23 protein-coding genes are annotated in these 24932 nt (G+C 33.1%); 16 read left to right on the top strand and 7 right to left on the bottom strand.

The window, feature by feature from the left end; all coding sequences use genetic code 11:
• Positions 1-5 precede the first annotated feature (5 nt).
• A complete protein-coding gene (locus OZP15_RS06060) occupies positions 6-2195 on the bottom strand; it encodes a glutamine synthetase III family protein (protein ID WP_281337280.1) in 2190 nt (729 codons plus the stop codon).
• Between the two features lie 414 nt (positions 2196-2609).
• Between OZP15_RS06060 and OZP15_RS06055 the strand changes: the two genes are divergently transcribed.
• A complete protein-coding gene (locus OZP15_RS06055; protein WP_281337279.1) occupies positions 2610-3629 on the top strand; it encodes a glutamine synthetase beta-grasp domain-containing protein in 1020 nt (339 codons plus the stop codon).
• A gap of 140 nt (positions 3630-3769) precedes the next feature.
• Positions 3770-4717 (top strand): TerC/Alx family metal homeostasis membrane protein, encoded by a 948-nt coding sequence (locus tag OZP15_RS06050; protein WP_281337278.1) that lies wholly within the window; start codon positions 3770-3772, stop codon positions 4715-4717.
• Between the two features lie 71 nt (positions 4718-4788).
• Here the strand turns inward: OZP15_RS06050 and OZP15_RS06045 are convergent, their stop codons facing one another.
• Entirely contained in the window at positions 4789-5289 is a 501-nt protein-coding gene (locus OZP15_RS06045) for a hypothetical protein (protein WP_269227577.1), read from the bottom strand.
• Between the two features lie 281 nt (positions 5290-5570).
• Between OZP15_RS06045 and OZP15_RS06040 the strand changes: the two genes are divergently transcribed.
• Together OZP15_RS06040 and purU are read left to right on the top strand one after the other, a co-directional pair.
• Positions 5571-6278 carry a DUF4197 domain-containing protein gene (locus OZP15_RS06040; RefSeq protein WP_281337277.1) on the top strand — a complete coding sequence of 236 codons (708 nt, stop codon included), beginning with the start codon at positions 5571-5573 and terminating at the stop codon, positions 6276-6278.
• Between the two features lie 9 nt (positions 6279-6287).
• Entirely contained in the window at positions 6288-7142 is an 855-nt protein-coding gene (purU, locus tag OZP15_RS06035; protein WP_269227576.1) for a formyltetrahydrofolate deformylase, read from the top strand.
• A gap of 75 nt (positions 7143-7217) precedes the next feature.
• Here purU and OZP15_RS06030 read toward each other — a convergent pair whose 3' ends face one another.
• From OZP15_RS06030 to pyrF, 3 genes are all read right to left on the bottom strand, one after another.
• On the bottom strand, positions 7218-8708 hold the full coding sequence (locus OZP15_RS06030) for a catalase (RefSeq protein ID WP_269227575.1): 1491 nt from the start codon (positions 8706-8708) through the stop codon (positions 7218-7220).
• A gap of 480 nt (positions 8709-9188) precedes the next feature.
• Positions 9189-9974, bottom strand: coding sequence for an alpha/beta fold hydrolase (locus tag OZP15_RS06025; RefSeq protein WP_281337276.1), 786 nt, complete (start codon positions 9972-9974; stop codon positions 9189-9191).
• A 42-nt stretch (positions 9975-10016) separates the two neighbouring features.
• Positions 10017-10835 (bottom strand): orotidine-5'-phosphate decarboxylase, encoded by an 819-nt coding sequence (pyrF, locus tag OZP15_RS06020; protein ID WP_281337275.1) that lies wholly within the window; start codon positions 10833-10835, stop codon positions 10017-10019.
• A gap of 159 nt (positions 10836-10994) precedes the next feature.
• On the opposite strand from pyrF, the gene OZP15_RS06015 reads away from it, so the two are divergent.
• The 11 genes from OZP15_RS06015 (at position 10995) to OZP15_RS05965 (ending at position 19681) form a co-directional block, all read left to right on the top strand.
• On the top strand, positions 10995-11180 hold the full coding sequence (locus tag OZP15_RS06015) for a CsbD family protein (protein ID WP_269227574.1): 186 nt from the start codon (positions 10995-10997) through the stop codon (positions 11178-11180).
• A 121-nt stretch (positions 11181-11301) separates the two neighbouring features.
• Positions 11302-12426: an AI-2E family transporter gene (locus tag OZP15_RS06010; protein ID WP_269227573.1), complete on the top strand. Its 1125-nt coding sequence runs from the start codon at positions 11302-11304 to the stop codon at positions 12424-12426.
• Between the two features lie 150 nt (positions 12427-12576).
• A complete protein-coding gene (locus tag OZP15_RS06005) occupies positions 12577-13131 on the top strand; it encodes a helix-turn-helix domain-containing protein (RefSeq protein ID WP_269227572.1) in 555 nt (184 codons plus the stop codon).
• Between the two features lie 12 nt (positions 13132-13143).
• Positions 13144-13590: a response regulator gene (locus tag OZP15_RS06000; protein WP_269227571.1), complete on the top strand. Its 447-nt coding sequence runs from the start codon at positions 13144-13146 to the stop codon at positions 13588-13590.
• Between the two features lie 15 nt (positions 13591-13605).
• A complete protein-coding gene (locus tag OZP15_RS05995; protein WP_281337274.1) occupies positions 13606-15831 on the top strand; it encodes a PAS domain-containing protein in 2226 nt (741 codons plus the stop codon).
• Between the two features lie 96 nt (positions 15832-15927).
• On the top strand, positions 15928-16482 hold the full coding sequence (locus tag OZP15_RS05990) for a hypothetical protein (protein ID WP_281337273.1): 555 nt from the start codon (positions 15928-15930) through the stop codon (positions 16480-16482).
• A complete protein-coding gene (locus tag OZP15_RS05985; RefSeq protein WP_281337272.1) occupies positions 16482-17468 on the top strand; it encodes a YihY/virulence factor BrkB family protein in 987 nt (328 codons plus the stop codon). Before OZP15_RS05990 ends, OZP15_RS05985 begins: the two co-directional genes overlap by 1 nt.
• Before the next feature lie 419 nt (positions 17469-17887).
• Positions 17888-18538 (top strand): porin family protein, encoded by a 651-nt coding sequence (locus tag OZP15_RS05980; RefSeq protein ID WP_269227566.1) that lies wholly within the window; start codon positions 17888-17890, stop codon positions 18536-18538.
• A gap of 24 nt (positions 18539-18562) precedes the next feature.
• Positions 18563-18715, top strand: coding sequence for a lmo0937 family membrane protein (locus OZP15_RS05975; protein ID WP_269227565.1), 153 nt, complete (start codon positions 18563-18565; stop codon positions 18713-18715).
• Positions 18716-18737: 22 nt separating this feature from the next.
• On the top strand, positions 18738-19016 hold the full coding sequence (locus OZP15_RS05970; protein WP_281337271.1) for a YtxH domain-containing protein: 279 nt from the start codon (positions 18738-18740) through the stop codon (positions 19014-19016).
• Between the two features lie 2 nt (positions 19017-19018).
• Entirely contained in the window at positions 19019-19681 is a 663-nt protein-coding gene (locus tag OZP15_RS05965; RefSeq protein WP_281337270.1) for a DUF6565 domain-containing protein, read from the top strand.
• Between the two features lie 77 nt (positions 19682-19758).
• On the opposite strand, the gene OZP15_RS05960 is transcribed toward OZP15_RS05965, so the two are convergent.
• Positions 19759-21930: a DUF5723 family protein gene (locus OZP15_RS05960; protein ID WP_281337269.1), complete on the bottom strand. Its 2172-nt coding sequence runs from the start codon at positions 21928-21930 to the stop codon at positions 19759-19761.
• A 184-nt stretch (positions 21931-22114) separates the two neighbouring features.
• The gene (prfA, locus tag OZP15_RS05955; RefSeq protein WP_269227559.1) at positions 22115-23191 is read right to left on the bottom strand and encodes a peptide chain release factor 1; all 1077 of its coding nucleotides are present in this window, start codon (positions 23189-23191) and stop codon (positions 22115-22117) included.
• Positions 23192-23803: 612 nt separating this feature from the next.
• Between prfA and OZP15_RS05950 the strand changes: the two genes are divergently transcribed.
• Positions 23804-24931 carry a three-Cys-motif partner protein TcmP gene (locus OZP15_RS05950; protein ID WP_281337268.1) on the top strand — a complete coding sequence of 376 codons (1128 nt, stop codon included), beginning with the start codon at positions 23804-23806 and terminating at the stop codon, positions 24929-24931.
• The last annotated feature ends 1 nt before the right edge of the window (position 24932 follow it).

Below are 24932 nucleotides of genomic sequence, written 5' to 3'. Positions count from 1 at the left end.
AGGTCTTATTTTGTAAGCAACAATTCTCTGTATTTAGTTAATGTCCAAGTTTCATCATCTACTAATAATTCTAATTTATCACAGTGATTTCTGATTTGCTCGAAATAGGGTTTTACTTTATTGCAATAGGCTTCTGCCATAGCTTGAGCATTCTCTAAATTATTGGCTTTCTTTCTTTCATTGGTCATAGCCTCTACTTTAGAATTTATTCCTTCGATATGTCCGGAAACTTCTCTGATTAGAATAATTTGTTCCTTGGCCAATGTTTTGAATTCATCACCAAAGATTTCTTTCAACCCTTTTACGTTTTCAATCAACGTATTTTGGTAACGAATAGCCGTTGGAATGATATGGTTTTGAGACAAATCGCCTAAAACTCTGCCTTCAATCTGGATTTTCTTGGTGTATTCTTCCAACTCAATTTCGTAACGGGCTTCCACTTCCACGTGGTTCATAATTCCCATTTCTGAAAATAAATCCAACGCTTGTTTTGACGCTCTGGCTTTTAAGGCTTCGGGAGTCGTTTTGTGATTGCTCAAACCTCTTTTTTCGGCTTCTTTTTCCCAGGCTTCGCTGTAACCGTCGCCTTCGAAAAGGATTTTTTTAGAAAGTTTAATATATTCTCTCAACACATTGAAAATCGCTTCGTCTTTTTTCAAACCTTTGGTATCAATCAAAGCATCTACTTCCACTTTAAAATCTTTCAACTGTTTGGCAACGATAGTATTCAAAGTTGTCATCGCATTCGAACAGTTGGCAGAAGAACCCACCGCTCTGAATTCGAATTTATTTCCTGTAAAGGCAAATGGTGAAGTTCTGTTTCTGTCGGTATTATCCAAAAGAACATCAGGAATTTTACCAACTACATTTAATTTCAAATCAGTTTTTTCTTCTGGTGACAGTTTCCCTTTGGTTACCCCTTCTAATTCGTCTAAAACTTTAGTCAATTGCTCTCCAATAAACACCGAAATAATAGCTGGCGGTGCTTCATTGGCTCCTAAACGATGGTCATTACTTGCTGTTGCGATTGCACCTCTCAATAAAGATTCATAATCATTTACCGCTTTAATGGTATTGATAAAGAAAGCTAAAAATTGTAAATTACTCATTGGCGTTTTACTCGGACTCAACAAGTTAACTCCAGTATCTGTTGCCAATGACCAGTTGTTGTGTTTTCCGGAACCGTTCACTCCTTTGAATGGTTTTTCGTGGAATAAAACTTTAAAATCGTGACGTTCTGCCACTTTTTGCATCACATCCATCAACAAACAGTTGTGATCAACCGCTAAATTTGTTTCTTCGAAAATTGGTGCTAATTCAAATTGGTTTGGAGCTACTTCATTATGACGGGTTTTCACTGGAATTCCAAGCAACATACATTCTTGTTCCAAATCTCTCATATAAGTCAATGCACGAGTTGGAATTGACCCAAAATAATGGTCATCTAACTGTTGCCCTTTCGCAGAAGTATGTCCTAACAAAGTTCTTCCTGTCATAATCAAATCAGGACGGGAATTGGCCAAAGCGCTGTCAACCAAAAAATATTCCTGTTCCCAACCTAAAGTCGCAGTAACTTTTTTTACATTTTTATCGAAATATTTACATACTTCGGTTGCTGCTTCGTCAATTGCTGACAAAGCTCTCAATAATGGAATTTTGTTATCCAAAGCTTCACCTGTATAAGAGATAAAAACCGTTGGAATACATAAAGTGGTTCCGTATATAAACGCCGGAGATGTTGGATCCCAAGCCGTATAACCTCTTGCTTCAAAAGTATTTCTGATTCCGCCATTTGGAAAACTGGAAGCATCAGGTTCTTGCTGAACTAATTGTCCGCCACCAAATTTTTCAACTGGATCACTACCATCAAAAAAAGTTTCAAAAAAAGCATCATGCTTTTCGGCTGTGGTTCCTGTAAGCGGCTGAAACCAATGGGTATAATGTGTTACACCTTTTGACAAAGCCCACTCTTTCATTCCCATTGCAATATAATCAGCTAATTTTCTGTCAATTTTAGTACCGTATTGAATTGCACCCTGAACTCCTTTTAAAGCATCGGAAGTCAAATACTGCTTCATGGCTTTTTCGTTGAATACATTAGAACCAAAAATAGTTGATTTTCTATCGGCTTCTTCAAATGGTACCGTTTTTCGAGAGGAAGCTTCTTTCAAAGCTTGAAAACGTAATGTTGACATAATAATCGTTTTTTATAAATTAATAGTGTTGAACACAAATGTAAAAAATATAACAAGAAAGAACACCTATTTAACAAATTACAATTTCATAACATTAAAAAATTTGAAACTATAAAGAACAATCCTCAACAAAATGGAAAAAAAATTAACCAACTTATTTCAAAATAAATAGAATCCTTTTATTAGCAATAAAAACCTTAACTATTTATTATTCTTGAAAAAGAACATATTACGAATTTAATTTTTATACCCTCTATAAATCGCAATTTTATAGTTATACCCCCTATAAATTACTATTTTGCGAAAAATAACATTCTATTAAATAAAAAATACCCCTCTATTTTTACCCTTGTGTTAATTAATATATATTTGCAACAGAATATCAAAAAAAATTAATTTATATATTTTAATATCATGGCTAAAATTAAATTAGAGTACCTTTGGTTAGATGGTTACGAACCAACACAAAATCTTAGAAGTAAAACTAAAGTTGAAGAGCACGAAAATTTTCAAGGAACTTTAGAAGAACTTGGAAATTGGTCTTTTGATGGTTCATCAACCAGACAAGCAGAAGGCGGTTCTTCTGACTGTTCATTAGTACCTGTAGCTATTTATCCAGATCCAACTCGTATCAATGGATATTTAGTAATGTGTGAAGTTATGAATGCTGATGGAACGCCACACTCTTCAAACGGTAGAGCAACTATTGATGATGAAGATGATGATTTCTGGTTTGGTTTTGAGCAAGAATACTTTATCATGGATACTAAAACTCAATTACCTTTAGGATTCCCTGTAGGTGGATACCCTGCGCCACAAGGTATGTACTATTGTTCAGTTGGTGGAAAAAACACTCACGGAAGAAAATTAGTTGAAGAACATGCCGATTTATGTATTGCTGCTGGAATCAATTTTGAAGGTATAAATCAAGAAGTTGCATGTGGACAATGGGAATTCCAATTGTTTGCAAAAGGAGCTAAAAAAGCAGGAGACGAAATCTGGGTTGCAAGATATTTATTAGATCGTTTGACTGAAAAATATGGTTACTACATTGATTACCACCCAAAACCACTTGGAAAAGATATGGATTGGAATGGTTCAGGTATGCACGCTAACTTCTCTAATACCGCATTGAGAACATGTGGAGACAAAGAAGTTTATGCAAAAATTTGTGAAGCTTTCCGTCCTGTAACTGCTGAACACATTGCTGTTTACGGAGCTTATAATGACCAACGTTTGACTGGTAAACACGAAACTGCATCTATCCACGATTTCTCTTGGGGAGTTTCTGATAGAGGATGTTCTATCCGTATTCCACTTATCGCTGTTCAAAAAGGATACAAAGGATGGTTGGAAGATAGAAGACCAGCTTCTAACGGTGACCCATACAAAATTGCTGCAAGAATTATCAAAACTGTTAAGTCAGCATTGTAGTTCTAATTCGATTATAATAAAGTGCCTTCAGCAATGGAGGCACTTTTTTTATACCCCAATTTTACCAAACTTTATTTTAGAATAAGTTTAAAACTTACACAATCAAAAAGTATCTTTGCTTAACTATAAATTAAAAAATTATGATTGTCTGGATTCTATTTTTATCGGCTATAATGCTATTTTTGGCACTAGATTTAGGGGTTTTCAATAAAACACCGCACATTATTAGCAGTAAAGAAGCTGGCAAATGGACTGGAATATTTGTAACCATTTCTTTTCTCTTTTCTGGAGTAATTTACTTTCTTTACAGCAACAATTATATTGCAAATCCAGATGGTTTAAAGCCTACAACCGCAGCCATAAAATACCTTACTGGGTATTTAATAGAATTATCTTTGAGTGTAGATAACATTTTTGTCATTGCTATTATTTTTTCTTCTTTCAAAATTCCTCAAAAATACCAACATCGTGTTTTGTTTTGGGGCATATTAGGTGCCATCGTATTTAGAGGATTGATGATTTATTTTGGGGTTTTACTTATCAACAAATTCAGCTGGACGACCTATATATTTGGCGCTTTCTTGATTTTTACAGCTGCAAAAATGCTATTCACTAAAGAGGAAGACGATTTTCACCCAAAAGATTCAATGATTTACAAGTTACTTGGAAAAATAATTCCAATTACTACTGAAATGGATCATCAGAAATTTTTCATCACAACAAAAACTGCTAAAAAAGCCGCAACACCTTTATTCGTAGCACTAATAGTAATAGAAGTTATGGATGTTATCTTTGCCTTGGATAGTGTTCCTGCTATTTTAGCCATTACGTCTGACCCGTTTTTAGTATTCAGTTCTAACATTTTTGCCATTCTAGGATTGCGTTCGATGTATTTTTTCTTGGCCAATATGTTAGAAAAATTCAGCTATTTAGAATACAGCTTGATTGCTATTCTGACTTTTGTAGGATTCAAAATGCTGGCACACGATTATGTTGAAATTCCTGAATGGGGTTCGTTAGCCTTTATTGCAGTTTCACTATTGGCAGGAATTTTAGTTTCATTAAAAATGAATAAAAAAGACCATTAGAAAAATAGAAAGGTTGAAGCATTAAAAAAGGAAATCTCTCGATTTCCTTTTTTAATATCCTCTAAAATGATTTAGAAATTAATCTTTTGAATTTGATTTTCTTTAATCTTCAAAGCTGAAATTACTTCGTTGTAATTGTTTTTATTAATTGAAGTTGAAAAACTTCCTGGTACAATTACAATTCTAAAAGTTTGATCGTCTAAATATTCTGGTGTTAATTCTAAGTTATAATTACCTCTTGCATAAATAGTAAAATCTTCTTTACTAAAATCAAAATCATAATCCAACTCTCTACCATTGCTCAAATAAATAGTTCGAGGAATCAGTTGCCAAATTGGAGTATTGGAATCAATCGTACCAGACAATCTATAAATCAAAACAACATCCGATGAAAAAATATTGGGTGTCAGTGTCTGAAAAATATTAAATCCATCATCAACATTGTAATCAAAATCGATATTTTTTAATTCAAAAACCTCGCTTATTGTATCCTCATCAAAATCATCACTAGTTGTACATCCTTGAAAACTAAACATTCCAACTACTGCTAAAAGTATCATTATCTTTTTCATAATTTATTTTTTTATGGGTTCTTGTTGTTTATTCCAAAAACCAAACCAAAAGTATCTATTTTAACAAAACTTATTGAAAATAATTTAAAAAGCATCTTAAAACCCTTTCCACCAAAAGGAAAAAATCTAATATAATATTAAGAATAATTCAATTAAAATCTTATTCAGCTCTAAAAACAGTTTCAAATACCCATTTTGTTCCATAAAAAACATAGCTTTATTATTGAATAAATAGTATTTTTGACCCAAAACCTCTTTCAAAAAAAGAAAACTAAATTGAAATGAAAAAAATCGTATTCACACTACTACTTCTTCCACTATTCGGTTGTGCCGAAATGCAACAAGTTATGAATCAACTTCCGCAAACACAAAGTATAGGAGGATTAGATATTGCAGGAGGATTAAAAGAAGCCTTGAACAAAGGAATCTCTGACCAAGTTAGCAAATTAACTGCAACTGATGGATTTTACAGAAACGAAGCCGTAAAAATACTTCTACCGGAAGAATTGAAAAAAGTAGATTCAGGTTTAAGAAAAATTGGATTGGGTTCCTTGGCCGACGAAGGCATAAAAGTATTGAATCGTGCTGCCGAAGATGCTGTAAAAGAAGCGACTCCTATATTTGTTGGTGCAGTGAGAAATATGTCTTTTACCGATGCTAAAACCATTTTGATGGGAAGTGATAATTCGGCTACCAATTATTTACAAAACTCGACTTCAACGGCTTTGTATGCAAAATTCAATCCTGTAATAAAAAATTCGTTTACCAAAGTCGGAGCCGATAAGGTTTGGGCAAATATTATCACCAAATACAATACGATTCCATTTGTAAAAAAAGTAAATCCAGATTTGACGGATTACACCACCAATCAAGCATTGGCAGGTGTTTTTAAAATGATAGCCGTTGAAGAAAAAGATATTAGAACCAACTTGAGTTCAAGAACTTCTACTTTGTTGCAAAAAGTGTTTGCAATGCAAGACAAAAAATAATTTTAAATTATGCAAAAGATTACCATACTTATCCATTGTGAAGATCAAAAAGCAATTATAGCTTCGGTTACCAATTATATCGCTTCTATTGATGGAAATATCATTTATCTAGACCAACACGTTGATGCCGACGAAAATGTTTTTTTCATGCGTTTGGAATGTGAATTTAGCTCCAAAAACTGGGATATTGAAGCCTTAAAAATCGATTTTGAAACCCGTTTAGGAAATCCGTTAAAGTTATCTTGGGAACTTTATACCCAAGAAGAAAAACCTAAAATGGCATTATTCGTTTCTAAATACGATCATTGCTTGTACGATATTTTAGGACGTTACAGTGCAGGCGAATTACCATTAGAAATTCCTGTAATTATTAGCAATCACGAAGATTTGAAATCCGTTGCCGAACGTTTTTCGATTCCGTTTCATTATGTTCCGTTTACCAAAGATATCAAAGAAGAAGGCGAAAAAGCACAATTGGATTTATTAGAACAATATGACATTGATTTTATTGTTTTGGCTCGTTATATGCAAATTATAACTCCAAATTTAATTGCCCAATACAGAAACAAAATCATCAACATTCATCATTCGTTTTTACCAGCATTTCCTGGAGCCAAACCGTATCATTCGGCTTTTAAACGTGGGGTAAAAATTATTGGTGCTACGAGTCATTATGTAACCGAAGGCTTGGACGAAGGACCAATTATCGAGCAAGATATTTCTCGTGTTTCGCACAGTCACTCCATAGAAGATTTTATTATGAAAGGACGCGATTTAGAGCGTATGGTTTTGGCAAGAGCCATAAAACTCCACGCCGAACACAAAACGATGGTATATGATAATAAAACGGTAGTTTTTTCTTAATCCATCTTTAAACAAAACAACAAACCCGATAGCTTTTCAACTATCGGGTTTGTTTGTTTAGAAATAATTTTAAAATTATAATTCAATCAATAATCTTGGGTCTGAAAAATTATTTACTTCATCTATGGTCATTCCTAAAGCATTGGCAACACCTTCGCCATAAGCAGGATCAGCTTTGTAGCAATTTCTAATGTGACGCACCTGAATAAACTTTTGCGCTCCTCCTACTTGTCCAGCAGTGTTTTTGAACAACAATTGTTTTTTCTCTTCGGTCAATAAACGGAATAACAAACCGGGTTGTGTAAAATAATCCGAATCGTCTTCTCTAAAATTGTGTGCATACGCATCACCGTGAAGTGCCAATGGCGGCTCTTTGTGTTCTGGTTGTTCTTTCCATTCGCCAAAACTATTGGGTTCATAGCCTTTTGTTGCTCCATAATTACCATCTACACGCATGGCTCCATCTCTGTGGAAACTATGATACGGACATCTAGAAGCATTTACAGGAATTTGATAATTATTAACTCCCAAACGATAACGGTGTGCATCGCCATAAGAAAACAAACGACCTTGTAGCATTTTGTCTGGAGAAAAACCAATACCTGGAACAATATTAGCTGGATTAAAAGCAGCTTGTTCTACTTCGGCAAAATAATTTTCTGGATTTTTATTCAATTCAAATTCACCAACAGGAATTAGTGGAAAATCCTTTTTTAACCAAACTTTAGTTAAATCGAAAGGATGAAATTGATAAGTATTAGCTTGTTCTTCACTCATGATTTGCACAAACATTTTCCATTTCGGGAAATTGCCTTCTTCAATAGCATCAAACAAATCTCTTTGATGGCTTTCTCTGTCGTTACCCACTAATTGAGCTGCTTCTTCATCGGATAAATTTTCGATTCCTTGTTGAGAAACTAGGTGAAATTTTACCCAATGTCTTTCGTTTTGAGCATTAATAAAACTAAAAGTATGACTACCAAATCCGTGCATTTGTCTGTAAGATTTTGGAATTCCTCTATCACTCATTACAATGGTAATTTGGTGCAAAGCTTCTGGCAGTAAAGTCCAAAAATCCCAGTTGTTATCGGCACTTCTCAAATTAGTTTTGGGATCACGTTTTACGGCATGATTCAAATCTGGAAATTTCATTGGATCACGAAGGAAAAATACAGGCGTATTGTTTCCAACCAAATCCCAATTGCCTTGATTGGTATAAAATTTCATAGCAAAACCACGAATATCTCTTTCGGCATCGGCAGCACCTCTTTCGCCTGCTACGGTTGAGAAACGGACAAACATTTCTGTTTTCTTTCCAATTTCAGAGAATATGTCAGCTTTTGTATATTTTGTAATATCGTGTGTTACTGTAAAAGTTCCGTAAGCTCCTGAACCTTTGGCATGCATTCTTCTTTCTGGAATTACCTCCCGATCAAAATGTGCCATTTTTTCTAAAAACCAAAAATCTTGCATTAAAAGCGGACCACGTGAGCCTGCAGTTTGAGTGTTCTGATTGTCTGGAACAGGTGTTCCTGTAGCGGTAGTTAATTTTTTATTCGATTCCATTTTGCTGTTTTTTAATGTTTTATCAAATATACGAACTTATATTTACGATATTCATAAACAAAACTGATTGTAATTATACTTTAATAACCAAAAACTATACTTAATTAAAATTCAATAGATAAATCTTAACCTATTTACAACAAACTAATAACAGAATATTAACAGACCTACAGTTCTTTCTTTCCGACATTTGTAAAACAATAATAAACTAGTTATTTATTATTTTGGTTTTGGTTAGTTATAAGTTTACCGACATTTTTCAGGGTGTCGGTTTTTTTATGCCCTTTTTTTAGCAACTATTTTTTTTGCACAATTTTCAGTAAAAGCAAAATCTTAACTTATACCCAACAAACTAATAACAAATCATTAACAGCAATAACTCGAAAACTGTTTCATCTTTGCAATGTAATAAACTGGTTATTTATTATTTTGGTTTTGGTTAGTTAAAAAAATACCGACGTTTTAGGATGTCGGTTTTTTTTATTTTATAGTATTCATAAAAGACAAGACTTCTGCATTAAAAACCACAGGTTGCTCTACATTGACTACGTGACCGCATTTTTCAATGACAAATAATTGAGCTGATTTTTGATGTTTTTGAACCACTAATCTAACAGATGGTAAAAACATATAATCTTCTTGCCCCATGACATAAAGCGTGGGGATATTCAATTCTACTTGTCGGAACCATCTTAAGAGCGGATTGATTTCGGCGGTAAGTTTGAACCATTTTATGAATTCTTTTTGGTACAACTTTTTGGCTTCGTTGATAAAAAGTAAGCGAGATTGTTTGTGATTTTTTTTGGGCATAATCACAAAAGCAAAAAAACGATACAAAACCAAATAAGGCAAAACATATTTGAAAATATTGCCGAGTTTCATCAAAATTTGAGAACGAAAATTCATTTTCAGAATAGCTCCACCCAAAATCATACTTTGTACACGATCGGGCTGCATTTCTGCCAATTGCCGAATTATAATCGTACCTAGAGAAATGCCTACAAAATGTGATTTTTTAATTTTGAGATGGTCAATAACTTCTATAACATCTTTAGCGATCGACTCAAAAGTGTATTTTTTTTGAAAAGCTTTTTTCAAACTTGGTTTAGAATTACCGTGTCCTCGCAAGTCCAACAATAACACATTATAGTCTTTTTTGAAATCCCGAATTTGCTTGAACCAAATAGACGAACTACCTCCTGCACCGTGGACAAATGTCACCCACTGATTACTGTTTTGATTTTCATATAAGGTGAAGTTTATCATTTTTTTGTTTCAAGTTAAATTTCAAATTGTTCGAACCGAAACTTACACTTGAAGTAAAATTGCTTCCATTTCTTGTTGTATTTTCAAGGCTTCTTCTCTTGCTTTTTCGGCAAAATCAGTTCCATTTGAAGCATAAATAATTCCTCTTGACGAATTAATCAACAAGCCAACATTGGCATTCATTCCGTATTTGCACACGTCAGAAAGGCTTCCCCCTTGTGCGCCAACGCCAGGAACTAATAAAAAACTATCGGGAACAATTTTTCGAATTTCTGTAAAATATTCCGCTTTGGTAGCACCAACCACATACATTAGATTATTGGAATTTTTCCAGTTTTTGGAAGTTTCCAATACTTGTTTGTACAATTCTTTTCCGTCAATATTTAGAGTTTGAAAATCAAAAGCGCCTTCATTTGACGTTAAAGCTAACATAATAGTATGTTTATTTTCGAAAGCCAGAAAAGGTTCTACCGAATCTTTACCCATATAAGGTGCAACTGTTACGCTATCAAAATTCAAATCTTCAAAAAAAGCTTTGGCATACATGGAGGAGGTATTGCCTATATCACCTCTTTTGGCATCGGCGATTGTGAAAATTTCGGGATATTTTTCGTTGATGTAATTAATTGTTTTTTCTAATGACTGCCAACCTTTTATTCCATAAGCTTCGTAAAAAGCGGTGTTGGGTTTATAAGAAACTGCCAAATCGTATGTGGCATCAATTATGGCTTTATTGAATTCGAAAATTGGGTCTTCGAGTTTTAATAAATGTTGTGGAATTTTAGTCAAATCAACGTCTAATCCTACGCAAAGGAATGATTTTTTGATTTTGATTTGGTCGTAAAGTTGTTGTGTTGTCATTATGAAATTTTGTTGTGTGGCAAATTTACAAACTTGAAACCAATAAACTTGAAATTTTACAACAATCCTAAAAAATTGTGTAATACCTTTTGATCAAGGTCACAATATCTTTGTAAAAGACATTAGAACAAATAATATAAACCTTTAAAATACAATATCATGAACACTACAGAAATCAAAGGAAACTGGAACGAGATTAAAGGAAAATTGAAACAAAAATATGCCGATCTAACCGACGACGATTTATTGTATGAAGAAGGAAAAGAAGACGAAATGTATGGTAAAATCCAAAAGAAAATTGGAAAAACCAAAGACGAAATCACAAAATGGATTGCTGAATTGTAATTCGTTATTTTCTTAAAAACTAGAGCTGTCTGTACGTATTTATTAACTTCTAATTCCTAGCAGTTATTAATTGCTACAGACATTTCTTTATTTAAAACATATACTTTAAAACAACTATTTTATGGATACAACAAACTCAAAAAACCATATTGCTCTTGACTTATTGGCCTTCATTTCGCTTGTATTCATTGCCTATATGTTACAAGACTTTTTGATTCCTTTATTTTTTGCCATCATATTAAGTGTTTTAATTTATCCAATCGTACACTATTTTGAAACCCGATTGTGCTGGAATCGAATTGTTTCCATCAGCATTGCCATCACTATTTTTTCGGCAGTTATTTTTGCTGTTTTTGTATTGATTGGTTTCCAATTTCAAGAAATGGTGAGTAAAAGTGACCAATATTACGATCAAATTGAACAAAAAATAAGTCCGTTGCTAACTCAAACCGAAAAATCTACGGGCATTGACCGAAATGCTATTATGGGAAGTAAGGAATTGAAAATCGAAGAAATAGCCAAGCAAAACTCAACTGGAATTTTCGATTTCATTGCTACTTCGGGCAGTATTTTGGGCGATTTTGTTTTATCACCTTTGTATATGTTTTTATTTTTATTGTATCGCAATTTTTTGGTCAGTTTTATATATAAAGCCACCGTACGAACTTGTAGCAAAACCAAAATGAGATTAATTTTGGGCGAACTCTATAAAGTGCAACAAAATTACCTGCTAGGATTGATAACCGTAATGCTTATTGTTGGTATTCTTAACAGCATAGGATTGCTTCTTTTAGGCGTAGATTATGCTTTTTTCTTTGGCTTTTTTGGTGCTTTGCTATTGCTAATACCTTACATTGGTATTATTATTGGATCTATTTTACCAGCATTGATTGCTTTAGCAACAAAGGATTCCTATTGGTATTCGGTTGGGGTTATTGGCGTATTTGGGTTCATTCAATTCTTGGAGGGCAATTTTATAACCCCAAAAATTACAGGTTCTAAAATTTCATTAAATGCCTTTGTTTCTATCCTATCTATTATTTTATTCTCAATGCTTTGGGGAATTCCTGGAATGATTTTAGCGTTGCCAGTAACTGCTTCTTTAAAAGTACTTTTTGACCATTCTGAAAATATGGAATCTCTAGGTTTTTTATTGGGCGAGGCAAAAGAAAAATATTTTAGTAATAAAGCCAAAAACCGACTTAAAATTTGGAATAAAATAAGAATTCAAAAACTAAAAGCATAAGCAATACACTGACTTCCAAACCGAAAGCTTATTTCCCAAAAAAAACAGCAATTTTACATTAATAATTACGTTAAATATGTGTTTGATTTTGTTCATGAAACGAATCATCTCCTTTTTTTTATTACTTTAGTAGCCAAATAAACTAGCATTATGAGGGTATTTATTAAATTTGATTTCAACACCGTTTGCAAAAAAATACTCTCCGAAAAACTGGAAGAGTTCCAAATAAAACATAGAATTTTAGGTTTTGGCGAAGTCGATTTTTTAGAAATTGTTCCAAAAGACAAACTCCGTTTATTTACAGAATCATTACGGCCTTATGGAATTGAAATTGTTGAAAACCAAAAAACAGTTATGATTCAAAAAATAAAAGACGCTATTGTAGATATGGTTTTTAATGACGAAACGAGTTTGAATGTAAAAAGTTCGGTCTATTTGGCTGAAAAACTCGATCGTACTTATGGGTATTTGTCCAACCTTTTTTCTGAAGTAACTTACACTTCTATCGAAAATTTTATCATTCTTCAAAAAATAGAATACACCAAACAACTCATTATCAACAATCAACTATCTTTAACAGAAATAGCCTTTAAGCTAAATTATTCCAGTGTTGCACATTTAAGTTCGCAGTTCAAGAACACTACGGGTATTACGCCTTCAGCCTTTCAAAGAATTATCAAAAGACGGAGAGAAATTACCAATTAAAACTAAAAAAATATGCAACAAGATTTCACACTTATTACATTGGCAGACGACGATGAAGACGACAGATTGTTTTTTACCGATGCCTTTGAGGAGTTAAAAATAAACACAGTTGTCAACACCGTAAATAATGGACGAGAATTATTAAATTATTTGAATCATCCCGAAACGGTCTTGCCTCACATCATTTTTTTAGATTTGAATATGCCTATTCTCAACGGAATTGACTGTTTGAAAGAAATCAAACAAAACGACAAATTCAAAGATATTGCCATTGCCATTTATTCGACCTCATCATCCGATCAAGATGTAGAAGATACTTTTGTTTTAGGGGCTAATATTTACATCAAAAAGCCAAGTAATTTCAATGAATTAAAAAAAATAGTATCTGAAGTGGTAATCATCAATTGGCAATATCATACTAATGGTTTAAACAAAGAGAATTTTTTACTTCGATTATAATTCAATTATAATTTTATGAAAAACAACAGCTATAAATCTTCTATTTATCATAAAATTATATTTATAATAAGTCTTTTTATACTGTTTTTTATTGGTATTCTTACCGTAAAACACATCAAAAATATTTCTAATGCTTCTAAATTAATCATGCACACCTATGAAGTAAATTTAGAATTAGAACATTTATTCTCCTATATCAAAGATTCTGAAAACAACATGAGAGGTTATCTTATATCCAAAGATAAGCTCTATTTAGAACCTTATCAGAATGATATAAAAAACGCTAATCAGTCATTTTTGCTACTAAAAAAACTCACCAGCGACAACCCAAAACAACAGCAAAATCTAGAATCACTTTATAAAATCATAACTAAAAGGTATGAATATATGGATCAATATTCGAACCTAAATGAAAATATTGATCTCTCTAAAAACTACGACTTCAAAAAAAACTTTAGAGAAAGTAGCATGCTACTCATTGATATTCGGTTCAAGTTGAACGAAATGGTGCATATTGAAAAATCCAATTTACGCCAACGCAATTCGGTCTATGACAATCAAATATACCTTACACCAATTTTAACATTAGGCATTTTATTCATCACGCTTTTACTTTTGATATTTACTTATTATCAAACCACAAAAGATATTCAGAAAGTACAACTAGCCAATGTCAAATTAAACAAATCCCAATTCTTAAGCTATCAAGCCGAAATTCTTTCTGAATTTGGTACCTGGGAATGGAATTTGAATACCAATATCATTAGTTATTCGGATAATTTATATCGAATTTTAGGAACAGAACCTCAATCGTTTGAAGCTGGACAAGCCAATTTTATGAAATTCATTCATCCAGAAGATATTGACATTGTGAATACTATTTTCGAAAAAATTATAGAAGACGAAGACTTACCACATTCCTACTACAGAATTATCAGAACCGATGGAAAGGTACGAATTTTAAGATCTGTAGGAAAGCTATTTACAGATTCATTGGGTAATAAAACCGTTTTAGGAGTAACAGGAGATGTTACAGATGAGCATACCAAAAATGAAATCCTAAAAAGCAATTATCAAGATTTGATTGGTGTAAACAACCAACTAAAAATATTTGATGAATCGAGCAAACAAGCCGAAATTCTTGGTAAATATGGCAGTTGGACTTTAGATTATAACACCTCAAAATTTACTTATTCAGACAATCAATTCAGACTGATGGGCTGCGATCCTCAATCATTTGAACCGTGTATTGACAACATATTAGAAAATGTTCATCCAGAAGATCATAGCATCGTTGATAATGCCTTTAAAAAAGCGTCAACATCTATGAAAATTCCTGCCATCAATTATAGAGTCATTCGAAAAGACGGCAAAATAAGACAGTTCAAAACCATTGCAAAATCGTTTACCGATTTGAAAGGAGTACAAAGCTTGATTGGAACTACTCAAGATGTAACCGAGGATTTTAATAAAAGTTTACAACTAAAACAAAGAAATTTAGAACTTGAAAAACACATCAAAGAACTGAATGAATTTAACCAAGTAGCCAGCCACGACCTGCAAGAACCACTGCGAAAAATTCAAACCTTCATCTCTAGAATTAACGATAGAGATAAAGAAAAAATGAGTGAAACAGGCAAAGAATATTTGTCGAGAATGGAAAGAGCATCCAACAGAATGCGAGTATTAATCAATGATTTGTTGCAATATTCGAAAGCCAATCGTTCTGAAAAAAATCTAGTCGAAACCAATTTAAACGATGTCCTAAAAGATAGTTTGAGCGAATTATCACAAAATATTGAAGATAAAAAAGCCATTGTCAGTTATGCCAAATTACCAGAAATTAATGGTATTCATTTTCAAATGCAACAACTTTTTACGAACCTATTGAGCAATTCATTGAAATATGCTAAAGAAAATATTCCTCCAATAATTACGATTGATTGCACGGAAATTATAGCCAAAACGGAAGTGCTACTCAATGATAAAAGCTTGAAAAAATATTACAAAATAAGCCTTACCGACAACGGAATTGGTTTTGAACAAGAACATGCCGAAAAAATATTTCTGCTATTCAACCGTCTTCATGGCAAAACAGAATACCACGGAACTGGGGTTGGTCTAGCCATTTGCAAAAAAATTGTAGAAAACCACAAGGGTTGTATTTTTGCCAATAGCATACCAAACGAAGGTGCTACATTTACTATTTTTCTGCCAGTTCCGACACCAACACTTGCATAAATTTTATAATTTGAATATGGTAATATTATAAGATTAAGAAAAAATAGTATAATTTTTTTGAGGCTTATTTTTTGAACTTTGTAGCAAAAATAAGCCATGAAAAAGCTATCCAAACCTCGATACATCCTTTGCAGTTTTATACTGATTTTTGCAATTCTTTTGGTTATTTCTTGCAACAACAGAGATAAGCAAATCTATACACCTTTTTTTGAAGAGAAATCGCTGCAAACTGAATCTACTATCGATTTTAATTTGATTGATAATTTGAACGAATCCAATAAAAAAACCATCGATTTAGCTACTATTCTTTTCAATCGAACTAAAGATTTAAAAAGCCTGCAACTGCTTTTGAAAATAAAAAAAGATCATTACAAAATAGATTCCGAATTGAGAAAATTGACTGCAAAAAACTTGATTATCATCCCCAGAGCAGTTTATGATTTGAACATCAAATCTGATTCGCTCAAAAATAAAAAGGCTAATCTTTATCTTTTTGCTTTGTTAGACAAGGAAATAAAAAATATGGCTACCATTTTAGATCAAATAAAAAAGACAGCACAGAACGATGATTTTATACAATTTGCAGCTCATTCAAAAAAAAGAATTGAGTCTAATATTCACATCGTTCAAACGAACATTGCCCTTCAATAATGATAAAAAATTTAAAAAAATATCTCCTTTCCTTATTCCATGTGCTTAAAGATGCTGGGAACAATTTTTTGGAACATAAAGTAATGAAGATGAGCGCTGCCTTGTCTTATACTACTATGTTTTCGATGGGACCTTTACTCTTGGTTATTTTGTATTTATCGGATTTGTTTTGGGGCAGCGGTAGAGAAGTAACCGAGGGAACTATTTACAATCAAATCAAAGACTTTGTTGGACCATCAAGTGCAGAACAAATCCAAACCATAATTACAAACTTATCCATTTCCAAAGAAGGAAACCTAGCTGGAATCATAGGAGGAATAACCTTGTTTATAGGCGCTACATCCGTTTTTGCAGAAATTCAAGATTCTATTAATACCATTTGGGGTATCAAACCCAAGAAACAATCTGGATTTTGGTTGTACCTTAAATCACGTCTTTTGTCCTTTGGTGTTATTGGTAGTTTTGGATTTATTTTATTGGTATCATTAGGTATTTCTACCATTATGGATGGTTTGAGCGACCGCCTCTTTGCTCGGTTTCCTGAAACCTTGTTTTATGTGGTTTATGTACTAAACAACTTCATCACTTTTATTATTATTTCCTCCTTATTCGGAGCTATTTTCACCATTTTGCCCGATGCCGAAATTAAATGGAGACAAGTTCGATTAGCGTCTTTCACTACTGCGATTTTGTTTATGGTTGGTAAATTTTTAATCTCTTTTTATATTGCCAATTCCAATATTCAAAATGTGTACGGAACGGCAGGTTCCTTTGTCGTATTAATGATTTGGGTTTATTATTCATCGGTTATCCTTTATTTTGGAGCCGAGTTTGCCAAAAGTTATGCTGTACAATTTTCGAGTGCTATTGTTCCTTCTAAATTTGCCGATTTAGTACACACCGTAGAAATTGTTTCTGAAGAAAAAACCCTTCAAAAAGCAGCAGTAGAACTGGAAATCATCAAAAAAGAACAACTCGAAAAATAATTTCATTCCCTTATAAAACACAAAAACTTCTCTATTTACGGGGAGTTTTTTTGTTATAGCAATATCCTAAAATAAACAGCATTTAATTTTAAACATATAAGTCATATAAGTAAAAATCAACAAACACTTTTCCTAGTCGAAAAAAGTACAAATAAGTAAAAAAAATATACTCTATGAAGTTATTTACTTTTACTTAAATGCACTTTTGGCTTTGCTTTTTTTCAAATAAACAACTTATATGACTAATATGTTTTAATAAATATCTCTACAGAACACTGTTATTCAGAGAATTAAACCATTATTATCAATTCAATTCCGCCAAAATGGGAATTATATAAAACACAACAATTATAGTGTAACATAAAAGATGAAGTACTGTTGCATCTTTGTACTATATCATTAATTAAAAAATTAACCCCATGAAAAACAGAATCAAAATTTTAGCTGCAATTGCTTTGACAGGATTATCATTCACCGCTGTTGAGGCACAAACCAATTCGGGTACTGATGCCCAATTTGGTATCAAAGGAGGATTAAATCTTTCTAACATTTACACCGATGATGTAGATGATAATAATGTACTACCTAGCTTCAATGCTGGTTTTTATGCCACATTGCCTATTACCAGTTTCATAGCTATTCAACCTGAAGTTTTGTACAGTCGAAAAGGTTCGGAGTTAACCTATGATAATGCGTTTGTATCAGGAAAAGCAAAATTCAACCTAAACTACGTAGAAGTGCCTGTTTTAGTAAAAGTAAATTTAACTAAAAACCTAAACATTCACGCAGGACCTTATTTTGCTTACTTAATTGATGCCAATATAAAAAACGAGTCCAGTGGTGGTACATTTGACTTTGAAGAAAACTATGACAACGACGATTTCAACAAATTTGATGCTGGAATTTCTGGCGGAATTGGATTGGATTTTGACTCTATTGGCATTGGAGCTCGATACAACTACGGTCTAACCACCATCGGAAAAGAGAGAACAGTTGGCGGAAGTACTTATACCGTACCAGATGGAAAAAACAGCAGTTTGAGTCTGTATGTAGCCTTCAAATTAAATTAATTAACCAACTAAAAACAAAAAATCATGTCTAATTTATTGTATGTAATGGCAGTCGTTTTAATGGCATTTTGGGCTTTTGGATTTTTTGTTTACAACGTTGGATCCATCATTCACATTTTATTAATAATTGCTGTAATTGTCTTTTTGTTAAGGATAATCAGCGGAAAAAGAGTTTAAATAATTTTAAAAAACAAAGAACATGAAAAATAGTAAAACACTAATCGGAATTTTAGGAGGAGTTGCCATAGGTGCAACATTAGGAATATTATTTGCACCAGACAAAGGCTCAAATACTAGAAAAAAAATCGCTAAAAAAAGTACTGATGCTACAGATGAGTTGAAAGAAAAACTTAATAGTATCGCCAATTCTTTCTCTGAAAAATACAACTCAATTCTAAACAAAGGAGAAGTATTAACTGAAAAAACAGCCGATGAAATTAGCTTCGAAAACATCAAAAAAATCAACAAATTTCAATAAACATGAAAAACTTAAAAATAACATTCGCATTAGTTGCATCAGCTCTAGTATTAACTTCTTGCAAAGACGAAAAACAAGAGAAAGCGCAACAATCACTGGAAGTTTACACTAAATATGTAGATTCTTTAAGCACTGTTGCCAAGGAAGATGCTGTAGAAAATTGGGGCGTAATTGAAAACAATTACACTCGATTAAAGACTGAAGCTGAAACGGCTTTGGCTCCATTAAGTGACAAATCGATGTTAGAATCTAGTTTAGAAAATTCGGCAACTCAATACGAAGAATTCAAAAACAATGTATTGGCCGAAAAAGAAAAAATGGATGCGATGAATTCGAAGACGGTGATTTACAAAGCATTATTTGGCTCTAGTTATGTCAATGACGATATGAAATTCAATTGGGTAAACAAATCCAATATTTTAAGCGTGTATGACAACTTTGTGAATGCAGTACAAAAAAATAAAGATTCCTATTCTCGTGAAGATTGGGATGAGATCAAACTGGTTTACGAAGCATTAGATACTAGAAAAAATACTGTTGAAAAAGAAGGTTTAAGCGGAGCTGACAACCGCAAAATTGCGGCCCTAAAACTTAAATTTTCGCCTATGTACACCGTAAATAGAATGGGTGCCAAGTCAGAAGAAAATAGCGATGCTAAAAAGTAAAATACTTTTCAGAAAGTAATTTTCAAAAAAAATGAGGTCTTTTCAGACCTCATTTTTGATTTTATAAAAAGCTAGTATTATAGTTTACCTTCATAAATAGTACCTACATGAATTATTTCGGTTCTTCTATTTTCAGCTCTACCTTTTGGTGTTTTGTTAGTTGCTACAGGTTTTGTTGCTCCAAATCCTTTATAAGTTAAATTGTTTGGATTCACTCCTCTAGCAATCAAAGCATCCATAACTACTTTGGCTCTAGCCTCTGAAAGTTTTTGGTTAGCTGCAGCATTTCCTACACTATCTGTATGACCTTCGATAGAGAATTTAGCCGTTGGATAATTTTTTAGAATTTCTTTGATAGCATCTAATCTTCCGTTGGTTTCTCCTTTATCAGCCGTTTGTAAAGCCGCTTTTCCTGTAACAAAAAATACCGATCTCGCTTGAACTTTAAGTTCTTTCAAAGCTTCTTGAGTTATTTCAGGACAACCTTGATTTTTTGCTGGTCCAGCAACTGTAGGACAAGCGTCTTCTCTATCAATTACGCCATCTTTATCGGCATCTGGACAGCCTCCGTTTTCGGCTAATCCTTTTTCGTTAGGACATTTATCGTCTTTGTCTAAAATACTATCCTCATCAGTATCAGGCCAAGGGCAACCTTTATTTTCTACTGCTCCTGCGATAGAAGGACAAGCATCTACATTATCTAAAACAGTATCTTTATCTTCATCTCCCCAAGGACAACCATTGTTTTCAGCTGGTCCTGCAGTAGTTGGACATTTATCATCTTTGTCTAAAATACCGTCTCCGTCAGTATCTGGCCATGGACAACCTTTGTTTTCTATAGGTCCAGCTTCTGTTGGACATTTATCTTCTTTATCAAAAATGCCATCGCCATCCTGATCTTTTGCTTTTTTCTGATATACTGGAATTTTTACACCCAAATGAAAATCAGCACCTCTTGAATTATTAGAAACCACATTCGATAATGCTGAACCTGAACCTATAAAAAATACTCCTGTACGCAATCCTACTCCAACTTGAGTTTCTTTATTCAACTCATAATAAGATACTGGTACATAGAAACTAAACCATCTTGATTCAAAACGAGGAGTTAAACTCATTCTGTTAGCCACGCTATTTTGATTCAATTTTGTGTTAGAAACAACACTAAAATCGCCATTCAAGTTAAGATAGAACTTATTGTGAATATTCCAATCAATATCGGCGTGAACGGCAGTTGGCAAATAGGCTTTTACAGTACCTGCAATTGGTGTTCCTGAAGTTGGGTATAAATCTTCAAGACCGTCTGCATTATCTAAATCATCGCTGGTAAAAGTATTATTCAAATTATAATTTTCACGAATTCCTTTGTCATATTTCATCGAACCTAAATCAGTAACCGAAACACCAAAACGCAATTTGTATTTGTTTACATATTTAAGGTCGTTAATATCTACTCTTGAAGCATCATATTCGGGTCTCCATTCATACGTTAAACCTAAATCGAATCCAAACCCTTTTGATTTGCTATCGATTTCTACATCTGAATTGGCGTCAAAATCTTGACTGGTACCGTAGATAGCATTTCCTGTAGTAACATAAGTACTATTTTGTGGCACAATCAAATCTTCGTTAAAACGAACCGTTACATTATCCGCTTGAAAATGATAATTGGCTACACCTTGCAAATATTTGGCTGTAACCCCTCCTTTTAAGAAGTGTTGTCCTTTTTGAAGCAAAACCGCAGCGTAAGAAACACCCAGTTCGCCCCATGAATTCCCAACGGCATTCACACTACCCAATGTAGCAGTAGGAAAACTATTAGTATCGTCTTTGGCAATATCATTAATCACAGTTCCGTTAATATCAACTACATTTACAAAGGCTCTTGCTCTTGTGTAAATCGCTAATGAATGTTTGGGTGCAATGTTGAACATGAAAGATGGCCCCATCAAATCAAAATTTATTGTGGCACTATTACTAGTAGTAAATGTTTTTTTGGCATCCAAATCAAAATCATATCCAGTCTTAAACGCATCTAAAACATTTACTCCATAAGCATCATTATTTACAGACGTACTGAAAGAAAATAAGTTAATATCGGTTTTAAAACGAGAATCTACAATAGAAGACGGATTAAAAAGTACGCCTTGTACACCCGCATAATTGTCTGGTGTAAAGCCAATATAGGATTGAGCATTCGTGGCTATTGCCGAAAACAGTAAGCCTACATAAAGGAATTGTTTTTTCATAAAATTGAGTTTATTAATATTAGTAAATAAGGGCGTTAAGTTTTTATTGATAACAAAAATACCACAAAAAATACAAGTTAAAGAATTCCTTAAACAAGAAATTGTAAATTATTTTTCAAAAATAATTCTTATAGTACACAAAAAAAATCCCTACAAGTAGGGATTTTAATTGTTGCATCGATATTTAAAAAACCTCACTGGCTTCTTTTAACTTCTCGGTATTGTTGACCAATTGCAATTCGTCAACAATTTTCTGAATGTCGCCATTCATAATGTTTCCTAAATCGTATAAAGTCAATCCCACACGGTGATCAGTTACACGACCTTGTGCATAATTGTAGGTTCTAATTTTAGCCGAACGGTCACCCGAACTTACTTGCGAAGTACGTTTTGAAGCATCTTCCTCTTGTTTTTTGGCTAATTCTTGTTCGTACAAACGAGAACGCAAAACAATTAAAGCTTTATCTTTATTCTTGTGTTGCGATTTCTGATCCTGACATTGAGCCACCAAACCTGTTGGGATGTGTGTCAAACGAACCGCTGATTTCGTCGTATTTACCGATTGTCCTCCAGGTCCTGACGAACAAAAGAAATCCACACGAACATCGTTCATATCAATCTGAACGTCAAATTCTTCGGCTTCTGGAAGCACCATAACGGTCGCTGCCGAAGTATGCACACGACCTTGCGTTTCCGTTTGCGGAACACGTTGCACACGGTGAACACCTGCTTCAAACTTCAAAGTTCCGTAAACATCTTCTCCAGTCACTTCAAAAATCACCTCTTTGAATCCACCCGAAGTTCCTTCGTTCATATCCACAACCGAAGTTCTCCAACCACGGTTTTCGCAATATTTGGTGTACATACGGAACAAATCTCCTGCAAAAATACTCGCCTCATCTCCACCCGTTCCAGCACGAATTTCGACCATTACGTTTTTGGCATCTTCAGGATCTTTTGGAATCAACATAAATTTGATTTCGTCCTCTAGTTCTGGTAATCTTTCTTTGGCTTCTTCCAGTTGCATCTTGGCCATTTCGGTCATGTCTGCATCTGAATTGTCTGAAATTATTTCGTTGGCTTCTTCAATATTGGCCATCAAAAGGACATATTCGTCTCTTTTTTCAGCCAAAGCCTTTAGGTTTTTATACTCTTGATTCAACTGTACATAACGTTTCTGATCCGAAATCACATCCGGCTGGATAATCAAGTCCGAAATCTCGTCGAAACGCTGTTTTACTATTTGAAGTCTGTCTAACATAGTCTTGTTCCTTTTATTGGAGTGCAAATTTAGTGAAAAGATTGGAGATTTTAGAATCTAGATTTTAGAAATTTTAAAGTGGGGTTTGATGGGGGGAAAACTAATGGATGTTACCGCAAAGACACGATGACACAAAGAAAAAAGTTTTTCGATTTATAGTTGACTTTGGTGTTTATTCGTTCGGATATTGTGTCACCAAATTAAAAATTCTCTTCCGTCTGTTCGAGTGTTTTATTAAAAAATGCGATAGCCTTTTTTAATAAAATGTATCGAGAACTAAACCTATTAAAGGCTTCTCGATACAATTTTGAATAGTAAAGCCGTCGCATTACCATTCAAAATCACTCGAAGAGACGGGAAATAGTACTATTTTTTAAAAAAATTACTGCGTTTACGGTTTCCCGTAAGGTTGGTGTTTTAAAAGGGGGTAGTTTTGGAAATGAAATAACTTTATAAGTTTTTTAGTGATTAGTTTATATATTTGAGTAAAAATAAAATTTACACTGTAAAATAAAGTGCCCCGATTATAGAGTGATTAACCGGAAAGCGTTAGACTACATAACTAGTTAACTTCTAAAACTCTAAAAAAACCTCATAAAAAGAAAATAATATATGAAAAACAGCAATTTTTTTGATGAACAACTTGAACAATCTTTAGTCAAATCAACTATAGTTTCAAAGTATTTTGGAGTTTGGTCAAAAGTTATAATTAGCACTCAAAAGAGGTTTCCAAGAAACTCACAAAAAATTGCATATATTGATTTATTTGCTGGTCCTGGAAGATATAAAGATGGAACAATGTCAACGCCTCACAAAATATTAAGTAACGCAATAGATGACAATGATTTAAGTGAAAGATTAGTTGCTGTTTTTAACGATAAAGACGAAACAAATTCTCAAGAACTTGAAAAAACGATTTTTGAAATTCCAAAAATCGATACTTTAAAACATAAACCTGAAATATGGAATCAGGAAGTTGGAGAGAATATTGTTTTAAAGTTTGAAAAGATTAACTTAATCCCAACATTGTTTTTTGTGGATCCTTGGGGTTATAAAGGATTATCTTTGAGACTAGTAAATTCCGTAGTGAAAGATTGGGGTTGTGATGCAATATTTTTCTTTAATTATAATAGAATAAATATGGGTTTGAGTAATGATAAAGTTAAGTCTCATATGGAAGCTTTATTTGGAAAAGATAGAAGCGAAAAAATGAGAATAGAATTAGATAAAAAAAATGCTGTTCAGAGAGAATTACTAATTATTGAAGAATTGTGTCAAGCACTAAAGGAATATGGTTCAAGGTTTGTTTTGCCTTTTAGATTTAGAGATTCTAATAAGAAAAAAACAAGTCATCATTTAATATTTGTAAGCAAAAACTTTAAAGGTTATGAAATTATGAAAGAGATAATGGCAAAAGAAAGCACAAACGATGAACAAGGTGTTCCAAGTTTTGCTTATGATCCAGCAGATTTAATGCCAAAACAAACACTTTTGTTTAAATTATCAAGACCTTTGGATGATTTAAAAGAAGATTTGCTAAAGGTTTTTTACAAAAAGAAATTAACTATGCGCGAAATTTATGAGCAACATAATGTTGACACCCCATATATTAAAAAAAATTACAAAGATGTATTGAAAGAGTTCTATGAAAACGGATTAATCGATGCGATTTCAAATAAAAATAAAGCACCTAAAGCAGGAACATTTGCGGATGATATAATTGTTACTTTTAAAAATTAGT

The organism is Flavobacterium eburneipallidum (assembly GCF_027111355.2).
Lineage (GTDB): Bacteria > Bacteroidota > Bacteroidia > Flavobacteriales > Flavobacteriaceae > Flavobacterium > Flavobacterium eburneipallidum.
This window is presented reverse-complemented; position numbering and strand designations above follow the sequence as displayed.

Excerpts from the sequence above, each read along its gene's own strand:
- OZP15_RS06000 (WP_269227571.1), top strand. The coding sequence starts at position 13,144 with ATGCAACAAGATTTCACACTTATTACATTGGCAGACGACGATGAAGAC.
- OZP15_RS06045 (WP_269227577.1), bottom strand. The coding sequence starts at position 5,289 with ATGAAAAAGATAATGATACTTTTAGCAGTAGTTGGAATGTTTAGTTTT.
- OZP15_RS05990 (WP_281337273.1), top strand. The coding sequence starts at position 15,928 with ATGAAAAAGCTATCCAAACCTCGATACATCCTTTGCAGTTTTATACTG.
- OZP15_RS06015 (WP_269227574.1), top strand. The coding sequence starts at position 10,995 with ATGAACACTACAGAAATCAAAGGAAACTGGAACGAGATTAAAGGAAAA.
- OZP15_RS05975 (WP_269227565.1), top strand. The coding sequence starts at position 18,563 with ATGTCTAATTTATTGTATGTAATGGCAGTCGTTTTAATGGCATTTTGG.
- OZP15_RS05995 (WP_281337274.1), top strand. The coding sequence starts at position 13,606 with ATGAAAAACAACAGCTATAAATCTTCTATTTATCATAAAATTATATTT.
- pyrF (WP_281337275.1), bottom strand. The coding sequence starts at position 10,835 with ATGACAACACAACAACTTTACGACCAAATCAAAATCAAAAAATCATTC.
- OZP15_RS05980 (WP_269227566.1), top strand. The coding sequence starts at position 17,888 with ATGAAAAACAGAATCAAAATTTTAGCTGCAATTGCTTTGACAGGATTA.
- OZP15_RS05965 (WP_281337270.1), top strand. The coding sequence starts at position 19,019 with ATGAAAAACTTAAAAATAACATTCGCATTAGTTGCATCAGCTCTAGTA.
- OZP15_RS06060 (WP_281337280.1), bottom strand. The coding sequence starts at position 2,195 with ATGTCAACATTACGTTTTCAAGCTTTGAAAGAAGCTTCCTCTCGAAAA.
- OZP15_RS06005 (WP_269227572.1), top strand. The coding sequence starts at position 12,577 with ATGAGGGTATTTATTAAATTTGATTTCAACACCGTTTGCAAAAAAATA.
- OZP15_RS06010 (WP_269227573.1), top strand. The coding sequence starts at position 11,302 with ATGGATACAACAAACTCAAAAAACCATATTGCTCTTGACTTATTGGCC.
- OZP15_RS06050 (WP_281337278.1), top strand. The coding sequence starts at position 3,770 with ATGATTGTCTGGATTCTATTTTTATCGGCTATAATGCTATTTTTGGCA.
- prfA (WP_269227559.1), bottom strand. The coding sequence starts at position 23,191 with ATGTTAGACAGACTTCAAATAGTAAAACAGCGTTTCGACGAGATTTCG.
- OZP15_RS06055 (WP_281337279.1), top strand. The coding sequence starts at position 2,610 with ATGGCTAAAATTAAATTAGAGTACCTTTGGTTAGATGGTTACGAACCA.
- OZP15_RS05950 (WP_281337268.1), top strand. The coding sequence starts at position 23,804 with ATGAAAAACAGCAATTTTTTTGATGAACAACTTGAACAATCTTTAGTC.
- OZP15_RS06040 (WP_281337277.1), top strand. The coding sequence starts at position 5,571 with ATGAAAAAAATCGTATTCACACTACTACTTCTTCCACTATTCGGTTGT.
- purU (WP_269227576.1), top strand. The coding sequence starts at position 6,288 with ATGCAAAAGATTACCATACTTATCCATTGTGAAGATCAAAAAGCAATT.
- OZP15_RS06030 (WP_269227575.1), bottom strand. The coding sequence starts at position 8,708 with ATGGAATCGAATAAAAAATTAACTACCGCTACAGGAACACCTGTTCCA.
- OZP15_RS05985 (WP_281337272.1), top strand. The coding sequence starts at position 16,482 with ATGATAAAAAATTTAAAAAAATATCTCCTTTCCTTATTCCATGTGCTT.
- OZP15_RS06025 (WP_281337276.1), bottom strand. The coding sequence starts at position 9,974 with ATGATAAACTTCACCTTATATGAAAATCAAAACAGTAATCAGTGGGTG.
- OZP15_RS05960 (WP_281337269.1), bottom strand. The coding sequence starts at position 21,930 with ATGAAAAAACAATTCCTTTATGTAGGCTTACTGTTTTCGGCAATAGCC.
- OZP15_RS05970 (WP_281337271.1), top strand. The coding sequence starts at position 18,738 with ATGAAAAATAGTAAAACACTAATCGGAATTTTAGGAGGAGTTGCCATA.